This is a genomic window from Rhodoglobus sp. GW821-FHT12B09 (assembly GCF_058809925.1).
The window spans coordinates 54,904-72,269 of sequence record NZ_JBXATB010000004.1 but is presented as its reverse complement, the minus strand read 5'-3'; the positions used below and the strand labels follow the sequence as shown (position 1 = coordinate 72,269).

Here is a 17,366-nt window from a genome sequence, read left to right as displayed (position 1 = left end):
ACTCAACCAGCCTGTGCCGCGAGCAGCGACTCGACGCGCTCGCGGATTGCCGCAGCGAGCTCGTCGATCGGCAGCGTGGCGTCGAGCACGAGGAACCGCTCCGGCTCCGCGGCGGCGAGCGCGAGGTATCCGGCGCGCACCCTCGCGTGGAAGTCGCTCTTCTCGGCCTCGAGCCGGTCGTACTTGGTGCGCTCGGCCATGCGGTCGCGGCCGTCGGCCTCGTGCAGGTCGAGGAGGACGGTGAGGTCGGGAAGCAGGTTCTCGGTGGCCCACAGTGAGATGCCGCGCACCTCGTCGCCGTCGAGCACCCGGCCGGCGCCCTGATAGGCGACTGACGAGTCGATGTAGCGGTCCTGCACCACGATCTCGCCCCGGTCGAGCGCGGGGCGCACGACGGTGGCGATGTGGTGGGCGCGGTCAGCGGCGTAGAGGAGCGCCTCCGCTCGAGGGGCGATCTCGCCGCGGCGGTGCAGCACGATGTCGCGCAACTCGAGCCCGAGGGAGGTGCCGCCGGGCTCGCGCGTCACGACGACCGCGTGCCCGGCATCCGTCAGCCAGCCGGTGAGGCGCGCCGACTGCGTCGACTTGCCCGACCCGTCGCCGCCCTCGAGGGTGATGAACAGGCCGGCCCGCTGTTCCACTAGGAGGCAGCCTTCTTCGCCGGTGCCTTCTTCGCGGGCGCCTTGCGCTTCGGGGCCGCCTTCGCCTTGGGCTTGGCGGGGCCCTTGGCGCGCTTGTCCGCGAGCAGCTGCACGGCGCGGTCGTAGTCGATGTCCTCGATCTGCTCCCCGCGCGGGATCGTCGCGTTGGTCGTGCCGTCGGTCACGTAGGCGCCGAACCGGCCGTCCTTGATCTTTATCGGCTTGCCGCTCACCGGGTCCTCGGCGAACTCGGCGAGCGCGCTCGACGCCGCACGGTTGCCGTACTTGGGCTGCGAGTACAGCTCGAGCGCCCCGGCGAGGTCGATCGCGAAGATGTCGTCCTCGCTCACGAGCGAGCGGGTGTCGGTGCCGCGCTTGAGGTAGGCGCCGTAGCGGCCGTTCTGCGCGAGGATCTCGGTGCCGCTCTCGGGGTCGACTCCCACGACGCGGGGAAGGGAGAGTAGGGCCAGTGCGGTGTCGAGGTCGATGGTCGCGAGATCCATGGACTTGAAGATGGAGGCCGTGCGCGGCTTCACGGCCACGGGCTTCTTCACCTTCTTCTCCTTGAGCTCGCCGGTCTTCTTGTCGAGCACGTACTCGGGCTCGACCGGCTCGGGCTCCGGCTCGAGCTCGGTGACGTAGGGGCCGAACCGGCCGTCCTTCGCGACGATCTCCTTGCCGTTCTCCGGGTTGACGCCGATGACGCGGTCGCCCACCACCGGCGCGTTGATCAGCTCGCGTGCCTTCTCGGCGGTGAGCTCATCCGGAGCCAGGTCCTGCGGGATGTTGACGCGGCGCGGGGTCTCCGGGGTCTCGCCCGGCGCCTCGAGGTAGGGGCCGTACTTGCCGATGCGCAGCGTCACGTCGTCTGCGATGCGGATCGAGTTGATCTCGCGAGCGTCGATCTCGCCGAGATTGTCGATGACGGTGCGCAGGCCCCGGTGGTTGGTGCTGCCGAAGTAGAAGCCGGTGAGCCACTCGACGCGGTCCGCCTCACCTCCGGCGATGCGGTCGAGGTCGTCCTCCATGCCGGCGGTGAAGCCGTACTCGACGAGGTCGGCGAAGTACTCCTCCAGCAGGCGCACCACGGAGAAGGCTATCCAGTTGGGCACGAGGGCCTGGCCGCGCGGAGTCACGTAGCCGCGGTCGATGATCGTGGAGATGATCGACGCGTACGTCGACGGGCGCCCGATACCCAGTTCCTCGAGCGTCTTCACGAGGCTCGCCTCGGTGTAGCGAGGGGGCGCGGATGTCTCGTGCCCCTTGGCCTCGACATCGACCAGGTTCAGCGACTGCCCCTCGGTGAGCGGAGGCAGCTTGGCCTCTTTCGCCTCGGAGGTCTCGTTGCGCTCCTCGTCCTGCGACTCCTCGTACGCGTGCATGAAGCCGCGGAACGTGATGATGGTGCCCGTCGCGACGAACTCGGCGATGGACCCCGTGCTCGTGGGGCCGGCGCCGATGGTGATGGAGGCCGTCGAGCCCTTAGCGTCCGCCATCTGCGACGCGACTGTGCGCTTCCAGATCAGGTCGTAGAGCTTCCAGTCGTTGCCGCGCAGCACCGGCTGCAGCTCGCTCGGCGTGCGGAAGGTGTCGCCCGAGGGGCGGATCGCCTCGTGCGCCTCCTGCGCGTTCTTGCTCTTCCCGGCGTAGACGCGCGGGGCGTCCGGCACCGTCTCGGGGCCGTAGAGCTTGCGGGCCTGGGTGCGCGCCGCGTCGATCGCCTGCTGCGAGAGCGTGGCGGAGTCGGTGCGCATATAGGTGATGTAGCCGTTCTCGTAGAGCGACTGGGCCACGCTCATCGTCTGCCGCGCGGAGAACCGCAGCTTGCGGCCGGCCTCCTGCTGTAGGGTCGAGGTGGTGAACGGAGCGGCCGGCCGCCGCGTGTACGGCTTGGACTCGACGCTCGTGACGGTGATCGGAACGCTCGGGTCGCGCAGGGCCGTGGCCAGCGACTCGGCCGCGGCCTCGTCCACGACGATCGCATCGCCCTTGAGGTTTCCGCGGTCGTCGAAGTCGCGGCCCGCCGCAATGCGCTTGCCGTCGAGGCGCACCAGGCGGGACTCGAAGTCCTGTTTGTCGCCCTTCGGGGTGAACTGGGCGATGAGGTCCCAGTACGCGGCGGTGACGAACGCCAGGCGCTCGCGCTCCCGGTCGACGACGAGCCGGGTGGCCGCTGACTGCACACGGCCGGCCGACAGACCGGGCCCGACCTTGCGCCACAGCACGGGCGAGACCTCGTAGCCGTAGAGGCGGTCGAGGATGCGCCGGGTCTCCTGTGCATCGACGAGCGCCGTGTCGAGCTCGCGCGGGTTCTCGATGGCGTGCTGGATGGCGTCTTTCGTGATCTCGTGGAACACCATGCGCTTCACGGGAACCTTCGGCTTCAGCTCCTGCAGCAGGTGCCACGCGATGGCCTCGCCCTCGCGGTCCTCATCAGTGGCGAGGAAGAGCTCGTCCGCGTTCTTCAGTGCCCGCTTCAGATCGGCGACGGTCTTCTTCTTCGCGTCGGAGACCACGTAGTACGGCTCGAACCCGTTCTCGACGTCGACAGAGAACTTGCCGAGCGAGCCCTTCTTGAGCTCGGCGGGGAGGTTCTTGGGTTCGATGAGGTCGCGGATGTGTCCGACGGACGACTGGACCTCGTAGCCCTCGCCCAGGTACTGGGCAATCGTCTTGGCCTTGGTCGGCGACTCGACGATGACGAGCTTCACGGGCACAACACTCCTAAGTAAAGGTACGGAGCACGGTTGACCTCCGTCAGCGACACCATACACACCAGAACCACGCCTCTGCCTAATCGGGGGCGGAACCCGCCGGACCGGCAGAGGCCCATTCGCTCAGGGACAAACCCAGGACGGTGCGCCCGACCGAGACCGTCACGACCAGCCCGTCGACCCGGCAGCTCTCGACTATGGCGCCGTTCGCCAGCGCCACCCGCGCCGCGACCTCGCACGGAAACCCGGACACGAGGCCGCTCGCCGCATCGGCTCCGGCGAGTGCCGCGGCGTCCGCCGCACCCGTCACGGCGTGCCGTGCAGCGAGCGCAGAGAAGAGGGGCACGGCAAGCATGGTGGCCGCGAGGATGCCCAGGCCGAGCCCGAGCGCGACGACCGTGCCCGCGCCGCGATCGTCCCCTCCGGCGCTCACGGCACGAGGCCCGCGACCACTCACCTCCCGGCGTCCAGCGCGCACGACCGGGCCGTGAGCGTGATCGGGAGGCCGCGGGCCGGGAGGGCGACCGTGACGCAGGCGAGGTCGCCGTCCGCGCTCGGGATGACCTGCGCGCCGGGCAGGAGGCGAGAGGCGAGGGCGTGCGGGTCGCCGCCGCGCCCGAGGGTGCGCGCGGCAAGAGCCGCGGCATCCTGAACCCGCAGTTGCTGCCCCGCCACCGCGATTCCGGACAGGCACGTCGCTAGCAGGATCACCACAGCGGGGAGCGCGACCGCGAGCTCCGCGGTCACGCCCCCGCGCTCGCCCGAGGTCATCCGGGCAGGGTGAGTGCCTGGCGCACGACGTCGGTGAGCATGCCGCGCACCTCCTCCGACCGCAGGATCACCACCAGCAGGCCGGCGAAGCCGACCGCCGCCAGCGTCGCGACCGCGTACTCCGCCGTCGCCGCGCCGCGCTCGGCCAGCAGCCGAGCCCTCATTGCCTTCATGTTCCGCTCCCGTCTCGACCCGAGTGGGTCAATCCTGCGGGAGCTAGCGCGTCACGAAGCGCCCAGGGTCCGAGCAGTACACGGGCCAGGGCATCAGCGGCTGTGGAGGACCGGCGCGCGCGACCGCCCGGCTCCGTTGCGGAGGACGGCGCGCCGTCCGTCCTGGGCGCGCGGCCTGGATCGCGGCGTGGCGTCCTCCGGATCGGCGGGCGGGGCGGGAGCAGCAGTCGGCGGGCGGCAGCGGGCCGGGGCCGGCGGCCTACCCGCGGTAGTTCGGCGCCTCGACCACCATCTGGATGTCGTGCGGGTGCGACTCCTTGAGCCCCGCCGCGGTGATGCGCACGAACTTGCCCTTCATCCGCAGCTCGTCGATCGTGCGCGCGCCGGTGTAGAACATCGACTGGCGCAGGCCGCCGAGGAGCTGGTAGACCACGGAGCCGACCGGGCCGCGGTACGGCACCTGGCCCTCGATGCCCTCGGCGATGAGCTGCTCGTCCGACGGCACGTCCGCCTGGAAGTAGCGGTCGCGGGAGTAGGAGGTCTTCTTGCCGCGGGTCTGGAGGGCCCCGAGGGATCCCATCCCGCGGTAGCTCTTGAACTGCTTGCCGTTGACGAAGATGAGGTCGCCGGGGCTCTCGTCCGTGCCGGCGAGGAGCGAGCCGAGCATGACGGTCTCGGCGCCCGCCACGAGTGCCTTGGCGATGTCGCCCGAGTACTGCAGGCCGCCGTCGGCGATCACGGGGATGTTGCTCTCGCGAGCGGCGAGGGATGCCTCGTACACCGCGGTCACCTGCGGAACGCCGACCCCCGCCACGACGCGCGTCGTGCAGATCGAGCCCGGGCCGACGCCCACCTTCACGGCATCGGCGCCCGCGTCCACGAGCGCCTGCGCGCCGGACCGGGTCGCGACGTTGCCGCCGATGATGTCGATCGCGCTGAACGCGCTGTCGCCCTTCAGCCGCTTGATGATGTCGAGCACGCCTGCCGAGTCGCCGTTGGCCGTGTCGACGACGATGACGTCCACACCCGCGTCGCGTAGTGCGCCGGCGCGGTCCCAGGCGTCGCCGAAGAAGCCGATCGCCGCGCCCACACGCAGCCGGCCCTCGTCGTCCTTCGTTGCATTCGGGTACTTCTCGGTCTTCTCGAAGTCCTTGACGGTGATGAGGCCGGTGAGGCGCCCCTGCGCGTCGATAAGAGGGAGCTTCTCGATCTTGTGCTGCGCGAAGATCGCGACCGCGGAGTCGGGGTCGATGCCCTCCGGGGCGGTGATGAGCCCCTTCGACGTCATGACGTCGCGCACGAGGGTCGTGGACTTCTCGAACGGGGAGACGAAGCGCATGTCCCGGTTCGTGATGATTCCCACGAGACGGCCGTCGCCCTCGACCACCGGCAGGCCCGACACGCGGAACTGGCCGCAGATCGCGTCGACCTCGGCGACCGTGGCATCCGGAGTCGTCGTCACCGGGTTGGTGATCATGCCCGACTCGCTGCGCTTGACCTTGTCGACGTGCGCAGCCTGGTCCTCGATCGAGAGATTGCGGTGCAGGATGCCGATGCCGCCGTTGCGCGCCATCGCGATCGCCATGCGCGACTCGGTGACCGAGTCCATGGCCGCGGAGAGCAGCGGGGACGCCACGCGGATGCGGCGCGTGAGGCGCGACGACGTGTCCGCCTCGCTCGGGATCACGTCGGTGTGCCCGGGCAGCAGCATCACGTCGTCGTAGGTGAGTCCGATAAATCCAAACGGGTCAGGCTGGTCCATGAATATCCCTGTGTGAAGTAAGCGATAGTGGCCCGGATGCCGCACTGAAACCGGTACTCAATATTAACCGGTTAGCACGACTGCTATTCCACGCGCATAATGGCCTGACCGGATTGTGTTCCCGCCGAAACACAGGGGACACAATCCAGCAGTATCGTCAACGACGACGATGCGCCAGAGCCCGCGGATGTTCGATTCCGGCTGGTCCGTCTTGGAGGTTCCGTGGAAGTCACTGGTTCGATCGACAGGCGTTGGAAACGCGCCCTAGTCGCCCTGTTCGCGATGCTGCTCATCGCCCTCACCTTCAGCGGTGGTCTGTCTGCTTCGGCCGACTCCATCAACGACGACTCCGAGTGGCAGATCAAGGGGAACGTCAAGAACGACGGCGACCCCCTCGGCGGGGTGCTGATCAAGGTCGACGGCAACGGCTTCTCGGGCGAGGTCAAGACCGGCGATGACGGCAAGTGGAGCGTCGGCGTTCCCGAGGGCGGCAAGTACACGATCACACTCGACGAGTCGACCCTGCCGAAGGGCGTCATCGTCACGGACAAGGACGGCGTCGTCATCCCGCCGACCCGCGAGGTGGAGTTCGGCGCGACGAAGACGGCGCTCAGCAACTACTTCCTGGGCGTCGGCGTGCGGGAGACGACGAGCTTCTTCGACCAGTTCGTCCAGCGCCTCTTCACCGGGCTGAGTTTCGGGCTCCTGCTGGCGCTGGCCGCCGTCGGGCTCTCCCTGATCTTCGGCACGACGGGGCTCAACAACTTCGCGCACGCCGAGATGGTGACGTTCGGAGCGCTCGCGACCCTGACCTTCGCTGTCGACTTCGCGTGGCCGCTGTGGGCGGCCCTCATCATCGCGATCGTGCTGAGCGGCGCCTTCGGCTTCGTGCTCGACGCCGGGCTCTGGCGGCCGCTGCGCCGCAAGGGCGTCGGCCTCATCCCGATGATGATCGTCAGCATCGGCCTGTCGCTCGCGCTCCGCTACCTGTACCAGTACCTGTACGGCGGGTCGACCCGGCAGCTTCCGGGTGCGGATGGCGCTGACCTCAAGTTCGGCCCGATCTCACTCTCGCCGCTCGACCTCCTGAGCATGGGCATCTCGATCCTCGCGGTCATCGGCGTCGCGTTCTTCCTGCTCCGGACCCGCCTGGGCAAGGCGACCCGTGCGGTGAGCGACAACGTGAGCCTCGCGGCCGCCAGCGGCATCGACGTCGACCGGGTGATCCGGATCGTGTGGGTGATCGGCGGCGCGCTCGCCGGCCTCAGCGGCATCCTGTTCGCCTTCTACCGGCCGGGCGTCTCGTGGGACATGGGCTTCCAGATCCTGCTGCTGATCTTCGCGGCCGTGACGCTCGGCGGTCTCGGCACCGCGTTCGGCGCGGTGGTCGGCTCGATCGTGGTGGGCCTGTTCATCGAGATCTCGACACTCTGGATCCCGTCCGACATGAAGTACGTCGGAGCGCTGGTGATCCTCATCCTCGTGCTGTTGGTCAGGCCGCAGGGCATCCTGGGCCGCAAAGAGAGAATTGGCTAGGGGCCGGACATGGTTGATTTTTGGCAGATCATTCAGAATGCCGGGGTCGAGCTCATCAGCCCGACCACGGCGGCCTACGCGCTCGCGGCCCTCGGCCTCGCGATCCACTTCGGCTTCACCGGCCTGGTGAACTTCGGCCAGGCCGGGTTCATGGCCATCGGCGCCTACGGCTACGGCATCTCGACCCTCACCTTCCACTTCCCGGTCTGGGGAGCGGTGCTGGTGGGCATCGGGGCGTCGATCATCTTCGCGCTGATACTCGGTGTGCCGACGCTGCGACTTCGCGCCGACTACCTGTCGATCGTGACGATCGCGGCGGCGGAGATCCTGCGCCTCATCTTCACGACGAACACGCTCGAGGCGGTCACCGGCTCCGCCGACGGCCTGAGCGGGTACAAGGGCGGCTTCGCCGACCTCAATCCGATCCCGGACGGCACCTACGGCTTCGGCCCGTGGACGATGAACGCCTACGACCTCTGGCTGCGGATCGTCGCCTGGACCATCGTGATCATCGCGTGCCTCCTCGCCTGGCAGCTCATGCGGAGCCCGTGGGGACGCGTCGTCAAGGGCATCCGCGAAGATGAGGACGCCGTGCGCGCCCTCGGCAAGAACGTCTACTTCTACAAGATGCAGTCGCTCATCCTCGGCGGCGTCTTCGGCACCATCGCGGGAATGATCTTCATCCTCCCCCGCGCCATCGTGCCGGCGAACTACGCGACAACGCTGACGTTCTTCATCTACACGATCCTGCTGCTCGGCGGCGCTGCGACGATCCTCGGGCCGGTCATCGGCTCGATCATCTTCTGGGTGCTGCTCTCTGCGGTCTCCGGCTTCGTGGCCCGCGCGCAGGCCGCGGGATGGTTCGACCTGATCGGGATGTCGAGCGTCCAGGCCGGCCAGACGCGCTTCATCCTCGTCGGAGTGGTCCTGATGTTATTGGTCATCTTCAGACCACAGGGCATCTTCGGGAACAAGAAGGAGCTGGCTTTTGTCAAGTGACGTCAAGCCCACGAAGGGCTCCCCGGTCAAGAGCGTCGACCTGCACGTCGGCGAGATCGTCCCGGGCGTGCCGAAGAAGGATCCGATCATCGTCGCGGACCACGTGACGCGCACGTTCGGCGGCCTCACCGCCGTCGACGTCGAGCACGTCGAGATCCCCCGCAACGCGATCACCGCCCTCATCGGCCCGAACGGAGCAGGCAAGACCACGTTCTTCAACCTGCTCACCGGGTTCGACAAGCCCGACACGGGCAAGTGGACGTTCATGGGCAAGTCGCTCGCGGGCATCCCCTCGTTCCGCGTCGCCCGCCTCGGGCAGGTGCGCACCTTCCAGCTCACCAAGGCACTGTCGCTGCTGAGCGTGCTCGACAACATGAAGCTCGGCGCCAAGGGCCAGAAGGGCGAGAACATGTTCGTCGCCCTGCTGCCGTGGCTGTGGCGCAAGCAGGAGGAGGAGATCGACGCCAAGGCGATGGACCTCCTCGCCCGCTTCAAGCTCGACACCAAGGCGGAGGACTACGCCGCGTCGCTCTCGGGCGGGCAGCGCAAGCTCCTGGAGATGGCGCGGGCGCTCATGAGCGACCCGACGCTGGTCATGCTCGACGAGCCCATGGCCGGCGTCAACCCGGCCCTTACGCAGTCGCTGCTCGACCACATCCTGGACCTGAAGACGCAGGGGATGACCGTGCTCTTCGTCGAGCACGACATGCAGATGGTCCGCCACATCGCGGACTGGGTGATTGTCATGGCCGAGGGCAAGATCGTCGCTGAGGGGCCGCCCGACGCCGTCATGTCGAACCCCGCCGTGATCGACGCCTACCTGGGCAGCCACCACGACCAGGACCTCGGCGAGGATCCCGAGCAGGAGAAGGAAAACGTGAACGCGATCAAGGAGCTGCTCGATGCCGACGACAAGTCCTGACACTGCGGCGGCCACCACGAGTGCCGCCACTCCGGTCGTGCACGTCAAGGGGATCACCGCGGGCTACCTCCCGGGCGTCAACATCCTCAACGACTGCTCCCTCGTCGCCAACCAGGGCGAGCTGATCGGCATCATCGGCCCGAACGGCGCCGGCAAGTCCACGCTCCTCAAGGCGATCTTCGGACTCGTGAAGGTGCGCGACGGCGAAGTGCTCCTGCAGGGCGAGAACATCACCGGCCTCAAGGCGAACAAGCTCGTCTCCAAGGGCGTCGGGTTCGTGCCGCAGACCAACAACGTGTTCCCCACCCTCACGATCCGCGAGAACCTCGAGATGGGGCTGTTCCAGAAGCCGAAGGGCATCAAGGAGCGGCTCGCCTTCGTCACCGAGATCTTCCCCGAGCTCGAGAAGCGCTTCGGACAGCGGGCGGGCTCGCTCTCCGGCGGCGAGCGCCAGATGGTCGCCATGAGCCGCGCGCTCATGATGGGCCCGCACGTCCTGCTGCTCGACGAGCCCTCCGCGGGCCTCTCCCCCGTCCGCCAGGACGAGGCGTTCCTGCGCGTCAAGGAGATCAACAAGGCCGGCGTCACGACCATCATGGTCGAGCAGAACGCCCGCCGCTGCCTGCAGATCTGCGACCGCGGCTACGTGCTCGACCAGGGCCACGACGCCTACACCGGCACGGGCCGCGAGCTTCTCAACGACCCCAAGGTCATCTCCCTCTACCTCGGCACCCTCGGCGAGGACTGAGCGGCGCTGTAAAGCCCTGAGGCCCCGGATGCAGCATCCGGGGCCTCACGCGTTTGCGGAGTCGCCCTGCGGCCCCCTGGGAGCGCTCTCGCGGCCTCGGAGGCCGGAGCCCGGGGCGCCCTTCGCCCTGTGGCCGCGGCCGGGGTCGCGAAGACCGCCGACGCCGCACCCGTCGCCGCACCCTCCGGCAACGCGAAAGGGCCCCGGCCGAAGCCGGGGCCCTTCGTTGCGTCAGCTAGTGACTAGTTGATGCGGGTGTACTTGTTGTCGGCACCGTACTGGTAGATGCCGATGGTGGCCTCGGTCGGGTCGCCGTTCTCGTCGAACGTGATCGGGCCGGAGTAGCCGTCGTAGTCGACGACTCCACCATCGAGGATGATCTGAGCGGCCGACGCGAAGTCGGTCGCCTTCTTGCCATCGCCGGAACCGCCGGAGACTTCCTGCAGCTTGGAGGCGATGTCCTTGCCGTCCGTCGAGTTGGCCGCCAGCGCCGCGAGGGCGATGAGGATCACTGCGTCGTACGACTCGGCCGCGTAGCTGTAGTCGGTCAGGTCGGGGTTGATCTCGAGGAGGCGGTCGGTGAAGTCACCGAGGGTGCCGACGTCGAGGCCCGGGAGGGTGCCCTTGCTGTCCGTGAGCGTACCGGCGGCGAAGTCCGCGCTGTAGTCAGCGAGGTTTCCGTCGACGAAGTACAGCGGGCCGGTGTAGCCGGCGCCACGGAGCGCGGGGACGATGATCTTCGCCTCGTCGAAGGTCACGAGTGCGATGGCGTCGGGGTTCGCCGCCAGCACCTCCGAGATCTGCGTGGTGAAGACGGTGTCACCCGTGTTGTAGAGGGACTCGGCGACAACCTTGCCGCCGGCAGCCTCGTACGTCTCCTTCAGCTTGGCCGCGAGGCCGGTGCCGTAGGAGTCGTTGAGCTCGATGATGCCGAGAGCCTCGACACCGTCGTCGGCAACCAGGTTGCCGAGGACCTCGCCCTGAAGGACGTCCGAGGGGGCGGTGCGCCAGTACAGGCCGTTGTCCGCGTAGTCGGTGAAGTCGATCGAGGTGTTGGCCGGGGAGAACTCCACGACGCCAGCGCCGGTGATCTGGTCGATGACCGTCTTCGAGACACCCGAGGATGCCGCGCCGACGATCGCCGAGACACCGAGCGACAGGAGGTCGGTCACCGAGACGGTGGCGGTGTCGGTGGTGGTGTCGCCGGAGTCGCGGTACTCGACATCGATGGTGATGCCCAGGTCGGCGTCGTTGACGTCCTTGACTGCGAGTGCAACACCGGCCTCCTCGGGCGGGCCGAGGAACGCGAGGGTTCCCGACTGCGGGAGGATCGTACCGATCTTGAGGGTCAGTGGTTCGCGGGGGCCCGCGCTGGTCTCGGGCTCAGCCGGTGCTGCGCAGCCACTCAGGACGAGTGCGCTCGCGCCCACGATGGCAATGCCACCGAGGATCGACTTGAGAGACCGCGACCGCGAGGCTGTGGCCTTCACGAATACGCTCATGTTGCTCCTTGCAATTGAATGTGTAGAGGATTCAGCAGTGCGACGCAAAGCTGTCCTGTCAAGTTACGGGGAGCCCGCGTCTTTCACAATACGTACGTGTTACAGCCACGTAACAGGACGACCTCCACCGCCGTCGGGCCCATCATCGGCGATCTCGCCGTCTTCGAGCCACTTTAGAGGCACGCCTGTCTTGAACGCCCAGTCGCGCATTTGCGACTTGTTGGGCTCTGTTCGACCGTTGATGTAGTTCGAGATCGTCGTTCTCGACACGCCGAGATGCAGTGCCATCTCGTTCGACGTCACCTTCCCCACCTTCAGCGCCTTCTCAAGGCGGTCGGATTTGGTGAACGCAAGGCGGGCAGAGTCCCCCTCAAATGCAATGCTCATACCTGCATGCTTGCACAAGCCTGTGCGGTATCGCAAGAGCTTTTGCAACCTCACGTCCATTGTGTCTTGCATAATCTTGTGCAACGTGCAATTGTTTCGACATGCAAAGCACCGATCCTCAGAGGCTTCTGGGCTCAGCCGAAGCTGCTGGCCAGCTGGGCATCGACCGGTCGACGCTGACCCGGTGGGTGAAGCGCCAGAAGCTCACCCCTGCGCTCGTAGGTAGCGGCGCCACCGGAGAGATGTTCTTCCACGAGGCAGACATCGCTGCCCTTAGGCCCGCGGAGAGCGCCACCGCCGCCCCCGCTTCAGGGCTCGGGGAGGCGTCGTGACCGGCCAGCACGCGGCCCATCGCGCTCGCCGGTTCCCCTGGACTACCTCGGCTGTCGCCGGGACCGACGCCGCTATGTCGCTCCCACATCCCCCGACAGCCGAGGTCCCCGTCGAAGAGACGCTCATCGGGGGTCTCATCGACGCGGCTGCGGCCCCGCTTCCTGACCCGGCCGCCGCAGCCTCCCACGTCGGTCGGATCGCGGACACCCTGGGCGTCGAGCTCATGCCGTGGCAGGCCCACCTCCTCAGCGGCGGCCGCCTGGAGGTTCGGGTGGGTCGACGCCGATCGAGCTACATCGCACCGGAGATGAACTCGTGAGCGTGCCCGACATCCTCCTGCTGGTCGTGTGCGGCGCGATCATCATCACGATCGCCGGCACCCTCATCCACCTCGAGCGCGGCGCTCGCCGCACAGACCGGTGACCCTCACCATGACGCGGCCGGTGCTCATCCCGTTCCGCTGGGTCGGCCACGGCCTGGACCTGCGCGTCTACGTCGACGACCACGAGCCGCTCTTCGCAGCACCGGACGTCGCCAAGGCCCTCGACCTCCCCGTGCTCGAGTTCCACGACGCTTTCTGGGACACCTGGTCGTACACCTACCCGCTCGCCACACGCCTCCTCGACGGCTGCGACGTCGACCTGTTCACCGCCGAGCAGGTTCGCCAGCTCGCCACCGACAAGCCCATGTTCCTCGACCCGCTCGGGCCCACCTGGGACTTCCTCGAGTGGTTCGACAGGCTCGTCGACGGCATGACCGGCGCGCAGCTCGAGCAGCTCGTCGAGGGTGCGCAGCCTCGCACTGAACCCGTCGAGCCACTCGCCGGGCGGTCCTACTCCGTCGCACGCGCCGCGAAGATCCTGTCACGGGATCCCGTCGTCGACGTCGGCGAGAAGTCCCTATTCGCCACGCTGCAGGCGCTCGGATGGATCGATCGCGACAGCACCTACACGTGGGTTCCCGCCCGCGAGCCCCTCGCCGCGGGCCACCTCATCAAGAAGCCTGTCCGGATCCGCGGCCGTAAGGCGATGTACCCGCAGATCCGCCTCACGCCGGAGGGCATGCGCGTGCTGCACAAGCAGCTCGGCGCGATCGCCGCCCTCGACCTCGACGAAGTCCCGCACCTGACCCTGGTGGAGATCCCATGACCCTCTCAACGCAGTACACCCTCATCTACGCCGACGGCGGCACCGGGGAGCACTTCACGCTCACCAGCAAGGCCGAGCCCGGATCCCGCGCCGTCCTCGAGGTCACCGGCACCATGCCGGCAGAGGACGCGATCAACATCGTCGAGGGCATCGCCGTCGACATCGAGCTCCACCTCGTCGGACAACTCACGTGAGGGCCATGATCCGCACGGCCCTCATCGCGGCCGTGCTCCTGTTCGCCTGGTACACCCTCGACCAGGTGCAGGCCATGACCCCGGCAGCGCCCCTCCTGGCGATCACCGCGGCCGCACTGCTGCTACTCGTCGGCCGCGGCGCCACCGTCGCCGCGCGCCGACGCGACCGCTCACGGCAGAGCTAGCCCGCCGTGCCCGAGACCAAGACGCTCATCACCACATGGGTATGCAACTGGTGCGGCCGCGGCCAGGCCCACACCCACGGCACCGGCACCCCGCAGCTGCCCGCCGAGTACTTCACCACCATCGGCTGGGTCGAACTCGCCCCCGACACGATCGCCTGCGACCGCTGCGCCGGGATCCCCGACGTAGCGGCCGCTATCGCCGCCGCCAGGAGCACACCATGACCGGCCGGCGCCGCGCCCTCCCGCCGCTCTGGCGCGCCGCTATCGCCGTGTGCGCCCTCACCGTCCTGATCGCGATCGCGATCCGCCTGCAGTCCGCCCTCTGACCCCCGGAGATCCAACATGTCATCAACGCTCGACCTCTACACGGAGGACTTCCCCCACGGCACCCCGGAGGGCTATGACCGCGGATGTCGTGGCGCCGCGTGCCCGAACCACAACACCGAGGAGATGATGTGCAAGGAAGCCCAGTCGCTCTACAGCTCCGACTACGGATATCGTCTCGCCGTCAAGGCCGGCACCGCGTCGACGAGCCGCACCAATCTCGGCCCGGTGCCCGCCACACCGAAGCCGGCCCCACGGACCGGCACCTCCTCCGACCTGCTCCTCGCACCCCTCGGCACGCACGGCCCGAAGCGCCCCAAACTCGCCGCTGGTGGCGTCGTGAAGCCGCCGCGGCAGCTGCTCGGCGAGATGGACCCGCACGAGCGCGTAGAGCCGCTGGCGGCCGCTGAGCCTGCAGCGGTGGCGGATCCGACGAAGCGCGGCACGAAGGTCGGCCCGGAAGACCCGGCGTTCCCCCACGGGACGAACGCCGGCTACCAGCGGGGATGCCGCGAGGGCCTGTACGTCTGCCCGTCGACGTTCACCTGCCACGACGCCAAGCGGAAGTACCAGGCCGACTACAGCAGGAAGAAGCGCGGTGGGGATGCTGCAGCGGAGGGCCCCAGCATCCCGGCTGAGGAGCTGATAGAGGCGGTCATCGAGCGGGTCGAGGCAGAGGCCACCGCGGCCGCGTCCGAGATCCTCGGCAAGCCCGTCATCGTCAAATTCGACCAGACGCCCACGGCCTCGGAGCCACTGCTCGACGTCCCGCTGCCCCTGCCCGCTGACCACCGGACGGAGGCGGGGGACGGTGCGCCAACTACGAATGATCCCGCCCCGTCCGGTTCACCCGAGGATCTCGAGCAGCTGCGGGCCGACACGGCCGAAGCCATCGTCGACCTGTTCACCGCCCCCTTCCGCGACCTCGAGGCAGACCCTGAGCCTCTCCCAACAGGGGGGGCTACCGACGTCGCCCTCACCATCGACCCGACCAGCCAGGGAGGCGTGGCGCTGACGTTCACCCTGCCGCCCTCGAGCACAGAGCTGCAGATCCGCGTCGCCCTCACCAGCCTCCACGACGGAGCGCTGGGCGACCTGGCCATCACGGTGGGCAGTAGGTAGCCAAGCCATGAGCGTCAAAGCATCCAACTGGGTCTGGCACGGCCTGCCCAACGACCTCGACACCCAGATCAAACACCCCCACTTCGTCGTCCTCCTCGCGCTCGCCGACATCGCCGGCGACGACGGAGTCTGCACCTACGGCGACCCCGACAAGCGCAAGCAGGGCGCTCTCGCCAAGAAGAGCCGGATGTCCGAGAGCACCTTCCGGCGCAAGGTCCGCGACCTCGAGGACATGGGCCTGGTCGGCGTCGACGTCCGAGGCCTGCAGAACGTCTACTGCCTCAACTTCGACTGGCCCAAGCCGCTTGAGTTATCCACCGGTCACTCTGACCGGTGGGAAACAGCCCGTGAGATTGCCCGCCAGCGACGCGGAATTGCACGATCTGACCGGTCGCACCAGTCAACTGTGACCGGTCAGGGGGACGTAATACATGACTTAGACCCGTCAGTCTCAGAACCAACCACAGACGGCCCGGTCCAGAGCGACGACTCGATCTCTGCCCCATCACCTGCACGTATGCCCTCCCACCCGAAGGTGGTCGACTGGTCGACGGCGCTGATCAAGGTCGACCCCGTGTTCCGCACGATCGACTCCGAGACGCTCGACGAGATGGGGCAGGAGATCATCAGCCGCGCCGCCTCGACGGTGCTCAACGCGACGCACTACGTGACCCGGGCGCTCGAGCTCGACCCGTTCGAGTGGTCCAAGTGGGCCTTCGAGCATGAGGGCGACCGCCGGCGGATCGGCGGTACCAGGTGAACGACCTCGTGAACCTCGCAAAGGACCGCGTCGAGACCCGCTACGGCGGCGACTGGCTCGACAAGGTCATCGACCCCCACACCCGCGACGCCGCCGTGCAACTCGACGAGTGGACCCTCGTCTTCGGCTACCCGAAGAACCCGCTGCCGATGAACGGATCCCGAGGCGGCCACCGGGTCAGATCCCGAGCCGTGAAGGGTGTGCGCCTGGTCGCCGCACGCGAGGCCCGCTACGCCGGGATCCCCCACCTCGAGCACTGCGAGGTCGCACTCACCTGGTACGTCCTCACCGCCGGCCGCCGGGATCCCGTGAACCTGTCCGCCACGCTCAAGGCCATGCAGGACGGCCTCGTCGACGCCGACGTCGTCCGCGACGACACCCCGGACCTCATGTGCACCGTCATGCCGGCCATCATCCGCGTCGACCCGATGCGCCACCGCGAAGCGTGGATGGAGCTCGTCGTCCGCCGCTGGGAAGGACCAGGCGCATGAGGATCCGCATCCCGAAGCAGCACCACCCCGAGGCTGATCGCCGCCTTCCTCGAAACTCGTACAGCCAGCGGGTCAACTCCGAGCGCACCGGCAACTTCGACCCGATCGAGCGCCTCGAGTTGTACCCGCGCATGCGCTCCCTCATCGCCCAGAACCTCAGCAATGCGGAGATCGCCGAGCGCCTCGGGATCTGCGACCGCACCGTCGCCCGCTACCGCCAGCGCAACGGTCTGCCGAACTTCTACGGCGTCATCACGAAGCCGAAGCGCGCATGAGCGACGACGACACCCTCGGCACCTACAGCGGCCGCGACACCCTCGAGGCCCGGATCGAGGCGACGATCCGCCGCCAGGACCTCGTCGACGTCGACCGCTACGGCCGCACCCGCCAGGTCCAGACCTACCCGCCCATCACTGTCGAGCAGCTGCTCGCCTTCGAGGAGGCATGGGCCGGCCGCACCAGCGGCAAGGAGGCAGCGATCCGCGACACGTTCCACGGCCGCCCCACCGCCCGCTACTACCAGCTCCTCAACGCCGCGATCGATACCACCACAGCTCTCGAGCACAACCCGATGCTCGTGAACCGCCTCCGCGAACAGCGCGAGGCACGCACCCAGGCACGTGCATCCCGCACGTTCCGCCCCACCAGATAACC

23 protein-coding genes are annotated in these 17,366 nt (G+C 68.1%); 15 read left to right on the top strand and 8 right to left on the bottom strand.

The annotated features are described in order from the left end of the window. Nucleotides 1–2 precede the first annotated feature (2 nt). The 6 genes from tmk to guaB form a co-directional block, all read right to left on the bottom strand. Complete coding sequence (tmk, locus tag AC1RTC_RS09775) at nucleotides 3–641, bottom strand: dTMP kinase (RefSeq protein WP_493155339.1); 639 nt, start codon at nucleotides 639–641, stop codon at nucleotides 3–5. Next, nucleotides 641–3,358 (bottom strand): type I DNA topoisomerase, encoded by a 2,718-nt coding sequence (gene topA, locus AC1RTC_RS09770; RefSeq protein ID WP_493155338.1) that lies wholly within the window; start codon nucleotides 3,356–3,358, stop codon nucleotides 641–643. The genes tmk and topA overlap by 1 nt, the downstream gene beginning before the upstream one ends. 76 nt (nucleotides 3,359–3,434) lie before the next feature. Further along, entirely contained in the window at nucleotides 3,435–3,788 is a 354-nt protein-coding gene (locus tag AC1RTC_RS09765) for an Rv3654c family TadE-like protein (RefSeq protein WP_493155337.1), read from the bottom strand. Between the two features lie 20 nt (nucleotides 3,789–3,808). Then, nucleotides 3,809–4,126, bottom strand: coding sequence for a TadE family type IV pilus minor pilin (locus AC1RTC_RS09760; protein ID WP_493155336.1), 318 nt, complete (start codon nucleotides 4,124–4,126; stop codon nucleotides 3,809–3,811). Next, entirely contained in the window at nucleotides 4,123–4,299 is a 177-nt protein-coding gene (locus AC1RTC_RS09755; RefSeq protein WP_493155335.1) for a DUF4244 domain-containing protein, read from the bottom strand. The genes AC1RTC_RS09760 and AC1RTC_RS09755 overlap by 4 nt, the downstream gene beginning before the upstream one ends. A gap of 259 nt (nucleotides 4,300–4,558) precedes the next feature. Beyond that, nucleotides 4,559–6,061, bottom strand: coding sequence for an IMP dehydrogenase (gene guaB, locus AC1RTC_RS09750; protein ID WP_493155334.1), 1,503 nt, complete (start codon nucleotides 6,059–6,061; stop codon nucleotides 4,559–4,561). 282 nt (nucleotides 6,062–6,343) lie between these two features. Between guaB and AC1RTC_RS09745 the strand changes: the two genes are divergently transcribed. From AC1RTC_RS09745 to AC1RTC_RS09730, 4 genes are read left to right on the top strand one after another with little or no spacing between them, the layout of a single operon-like run. Beyond that, a complete protein-coding gene (locus AC1RTC_RS09745) occupies nucleotides 6,344–7,597 on the top strand; it encodes an ABC transporter permease subunit (RefSeq protein ID WP_493155576.1) in 1,254 nt (417 codons plus the stop codon). Nucleotides 7,598–7,606: 9 nt separating this feature from the next. Further along, the gene (locus AC1RTC_RS09740; protein ID WP_493155333.1) at nucleotides 7,607–8,596 is read left to right on the top strand and encodes a branched-chain amino acid ABC transporter permease; all 990 of its coding nucleotides are present in this window, start codon (nucleotides 7,607–7,609) and stop codon (nucleotides 8,594–8,596) included. 40 nt (nucleotides 8,597–8,636) lie between these two features. Further along, nucleotides 8,637–9,518, top strand: coding sequence for an ABC transporter ATP-binding protein (locus AC1RTC_RS09735; protein WP_493155575.1), 882 nt, complete (start codon nucleotides 8,637–8,639; stop codon nucleotides 9,516–9,518). Continuing rightward, complete coding sequence (locus AC1RTC_RS09730; RefSeq protein WP_493155332.1) at nucleotides 9,499–10,266, top strand: ABC transporter ATP-binding protein; 768 nt, start codon at nucleotides 9,499–9,501, stop codon at nucleotides 10,264–10,266. Before AC1RTC_RS09735 ends, AC1RTC_RS09730 begins: the two co-directional genes overlap by 20 nt. A 242-nt stretch (nucleotides 10,267–10,508) precedes the next feature. Here AC1RTC_RS09730 and AC1RTC_RS09725 read toward each other — a convergent pair whose 3' ends face one another. Further along, complete coding sequence (locus tag AC1RTC_RS09725) at nucleotides 10,509–11,768, bottom strand: ABC transporter substrate-binding protein (RefSeq protein ID WP_493155331.1); 1,260 nt, start codon at nucleotides 11,766–11,768, stop codon at nucleotides 10,509–10,511. A 99-nt stretch (nucleotides 11,769–11,867) separates the two neighbouring features. Beyond that, complete coding sequence (locus AC1RTC_RS09720) at nucleotides 11,868–12,155, bottom strand: helix-turn-helix domain-containing protein (protein ID WP_493155330.1); 288 nt, start codon at nucleotides 12,153–12,155, stop codon at nucleotides 11,868–11,870. 101 nt (nucleotides 12,156–12,256) lie between these two features. Between AC1RTC_RS09720 and AC1RTC_RS09715 the strand changes: the two genes are divergently transcribed. The 11 genes from AC1RTC_RS09715 to AC1RTC_RS09665 all read left to right on the top strand — a co-directional run bounded on the left by AC1RTC_RS09715 (nucleotide 12,257) and on the right by AC1RTC_RS09665 (nucleotide 17,364). Then, nucleotides 12,257–12,487 (top strand): helix-turn-helix domain-containing protein, encoded by a 231-nt coding sequence (locus tag AC1RTC_RS09715; RefSeq protein WP_493155329.1) that lies wholly within the window; start codon nucleotides 12,257–12,259, stop codon nucleotides 12,485–12,487. Then, the gene (locus AC1RTC_RS09710) at nucleotides 12,484–12,807 is read left to right on the top strand and encodes a hypothetical protein (RefSeq protein ID WP_493155328.1); all 324 of its coding nucleotides are present in this window, start codon (nucleotides 12,484–12,486) and stop codon (nucleotides 12,805–12,807) included. Before AC1RTC_RS09715 ends, AC1RTC_RS09710 begins: the two co-directional genes overlap by 4 nt. 100 nt (nucleotides 12,808–12,907) lie before the next feature. After that, nucleotides 12,908–13,636 carry a phage antirepressor KilAC domain-containing protein gene (locus AC1RTC_RS09705; protein WP_493155327.1) on the top strand — a complete coding sequence of 243 codons (729 nt, stop codon included), beginning with the start codon at nucleotides 12,908–12,910 and terminating at the stop codon, nucleotides 13,634–13,636. After that, the gene (locus AC1RTC_RS09700) at nucleotides 13,633–13,830 is read left to right on the top strand and encodes a hypothetical protein (protein WP_493155326.1); all 198 of its coding nucleotides are present in this window, start codon (nucleotides 13,633–13,635) and stop codon (nucleotides 13,828–13,830) included. Before AC1RTC_RS09705 ends, AC1RTC_RS09700 begins: the two co-directional genes overlap by 4 nt. Beyond that, nucleotides 13,827–14,015, top strand: coding sequence for a hypothetical protein (locus AC1RTC_RS09695; protein WP_493155325.1), 189 nt, complete (start codon nucleotides 13,827–13,829; stop codon nucleotides 14,013–14,015). Before AC1RTC_RS09700 ends, AC1RTC_RS09695 begins: the two co-directional genes overlap by 4 nt. A 6-nt stretch (nucleotides 14,016–14,021) precedes the next feature. Beyond that, complete coding sequence (locus AC1RTC_RS09690) at nucleotides 14,022–14,237, top strand: hypothetical protein (RefSeq protein ID WP_493155324.1); 216 nt, start codon at nucleotides 14,022–14,024, stop codon at nucleotides 14,235–14,237. Between the two features lie 120 nt (nucleotides 14,238–14,357). Then, complete coding sequence (locus tag AC1RTC_RS09685) at nucleotides 14,358–15,461, top strand: hypothetical protein (protein WP_493155323.1); 1,104 nt, start codon at nucleotides 14,358–14,360, stop codon at nucleotides 15,459–15,461. 7 nt (nucleotides 15,462–15,468) lie between these two features. Then, nucleotides 15,469–16,221, top strand: a complete 753-nt coding sequence (locus AC1RTC_RS09680; RefSeq protein ID WP_493155322.1) for a hypothetical protein — start codon at nucleotides 15,469–15,471, stop codon at nucleotides 16,219–16,221. 8 nt (nucleotides 16,222–16,229) lie between these two features. Further along, entirely contained in the window at nucleotides 16,230–16,712 is a 483-nt protein-coding gene (locus tag AC1RTC_RS09675) for a hypothetical protein (RefSeq protein WP_493155321.1), read from the top strand. After that, nucleotides 16,709–16,987 carry a hypothetical protein gene (locus AC1RTC_RS09670; RefSeq protein WP_493155320.1) on the top strand — a complete coding sequence of 93 codons (279 nt, stop codon included), beginning with the start codon at nucleotides 16,709–16,711 and terminating at the stop codon, nucleotides 16,985–16,987. Before AC1RTC_RS09675 ends, AC1RTC_RS09670 begins: the two co-directional genes overlap by 4 nt. Continuing rightward, entirely contained in the window at nucleotides 16,984–17,364 is a 381-nt protein-coding gene (locus AC1RTC_RS09665) for a DUF3263 domain-containing protein (RefSeq protein WP_493155319.1), read from the top strand. The genes AC1RTC_RS09670 and AC1RTC_RS09665 overlap by 4 nt, the downstream gene beginning before the upstream one ends. Nucleotides 17,365–17,366 lie beyond the last annotated feature (2 nt).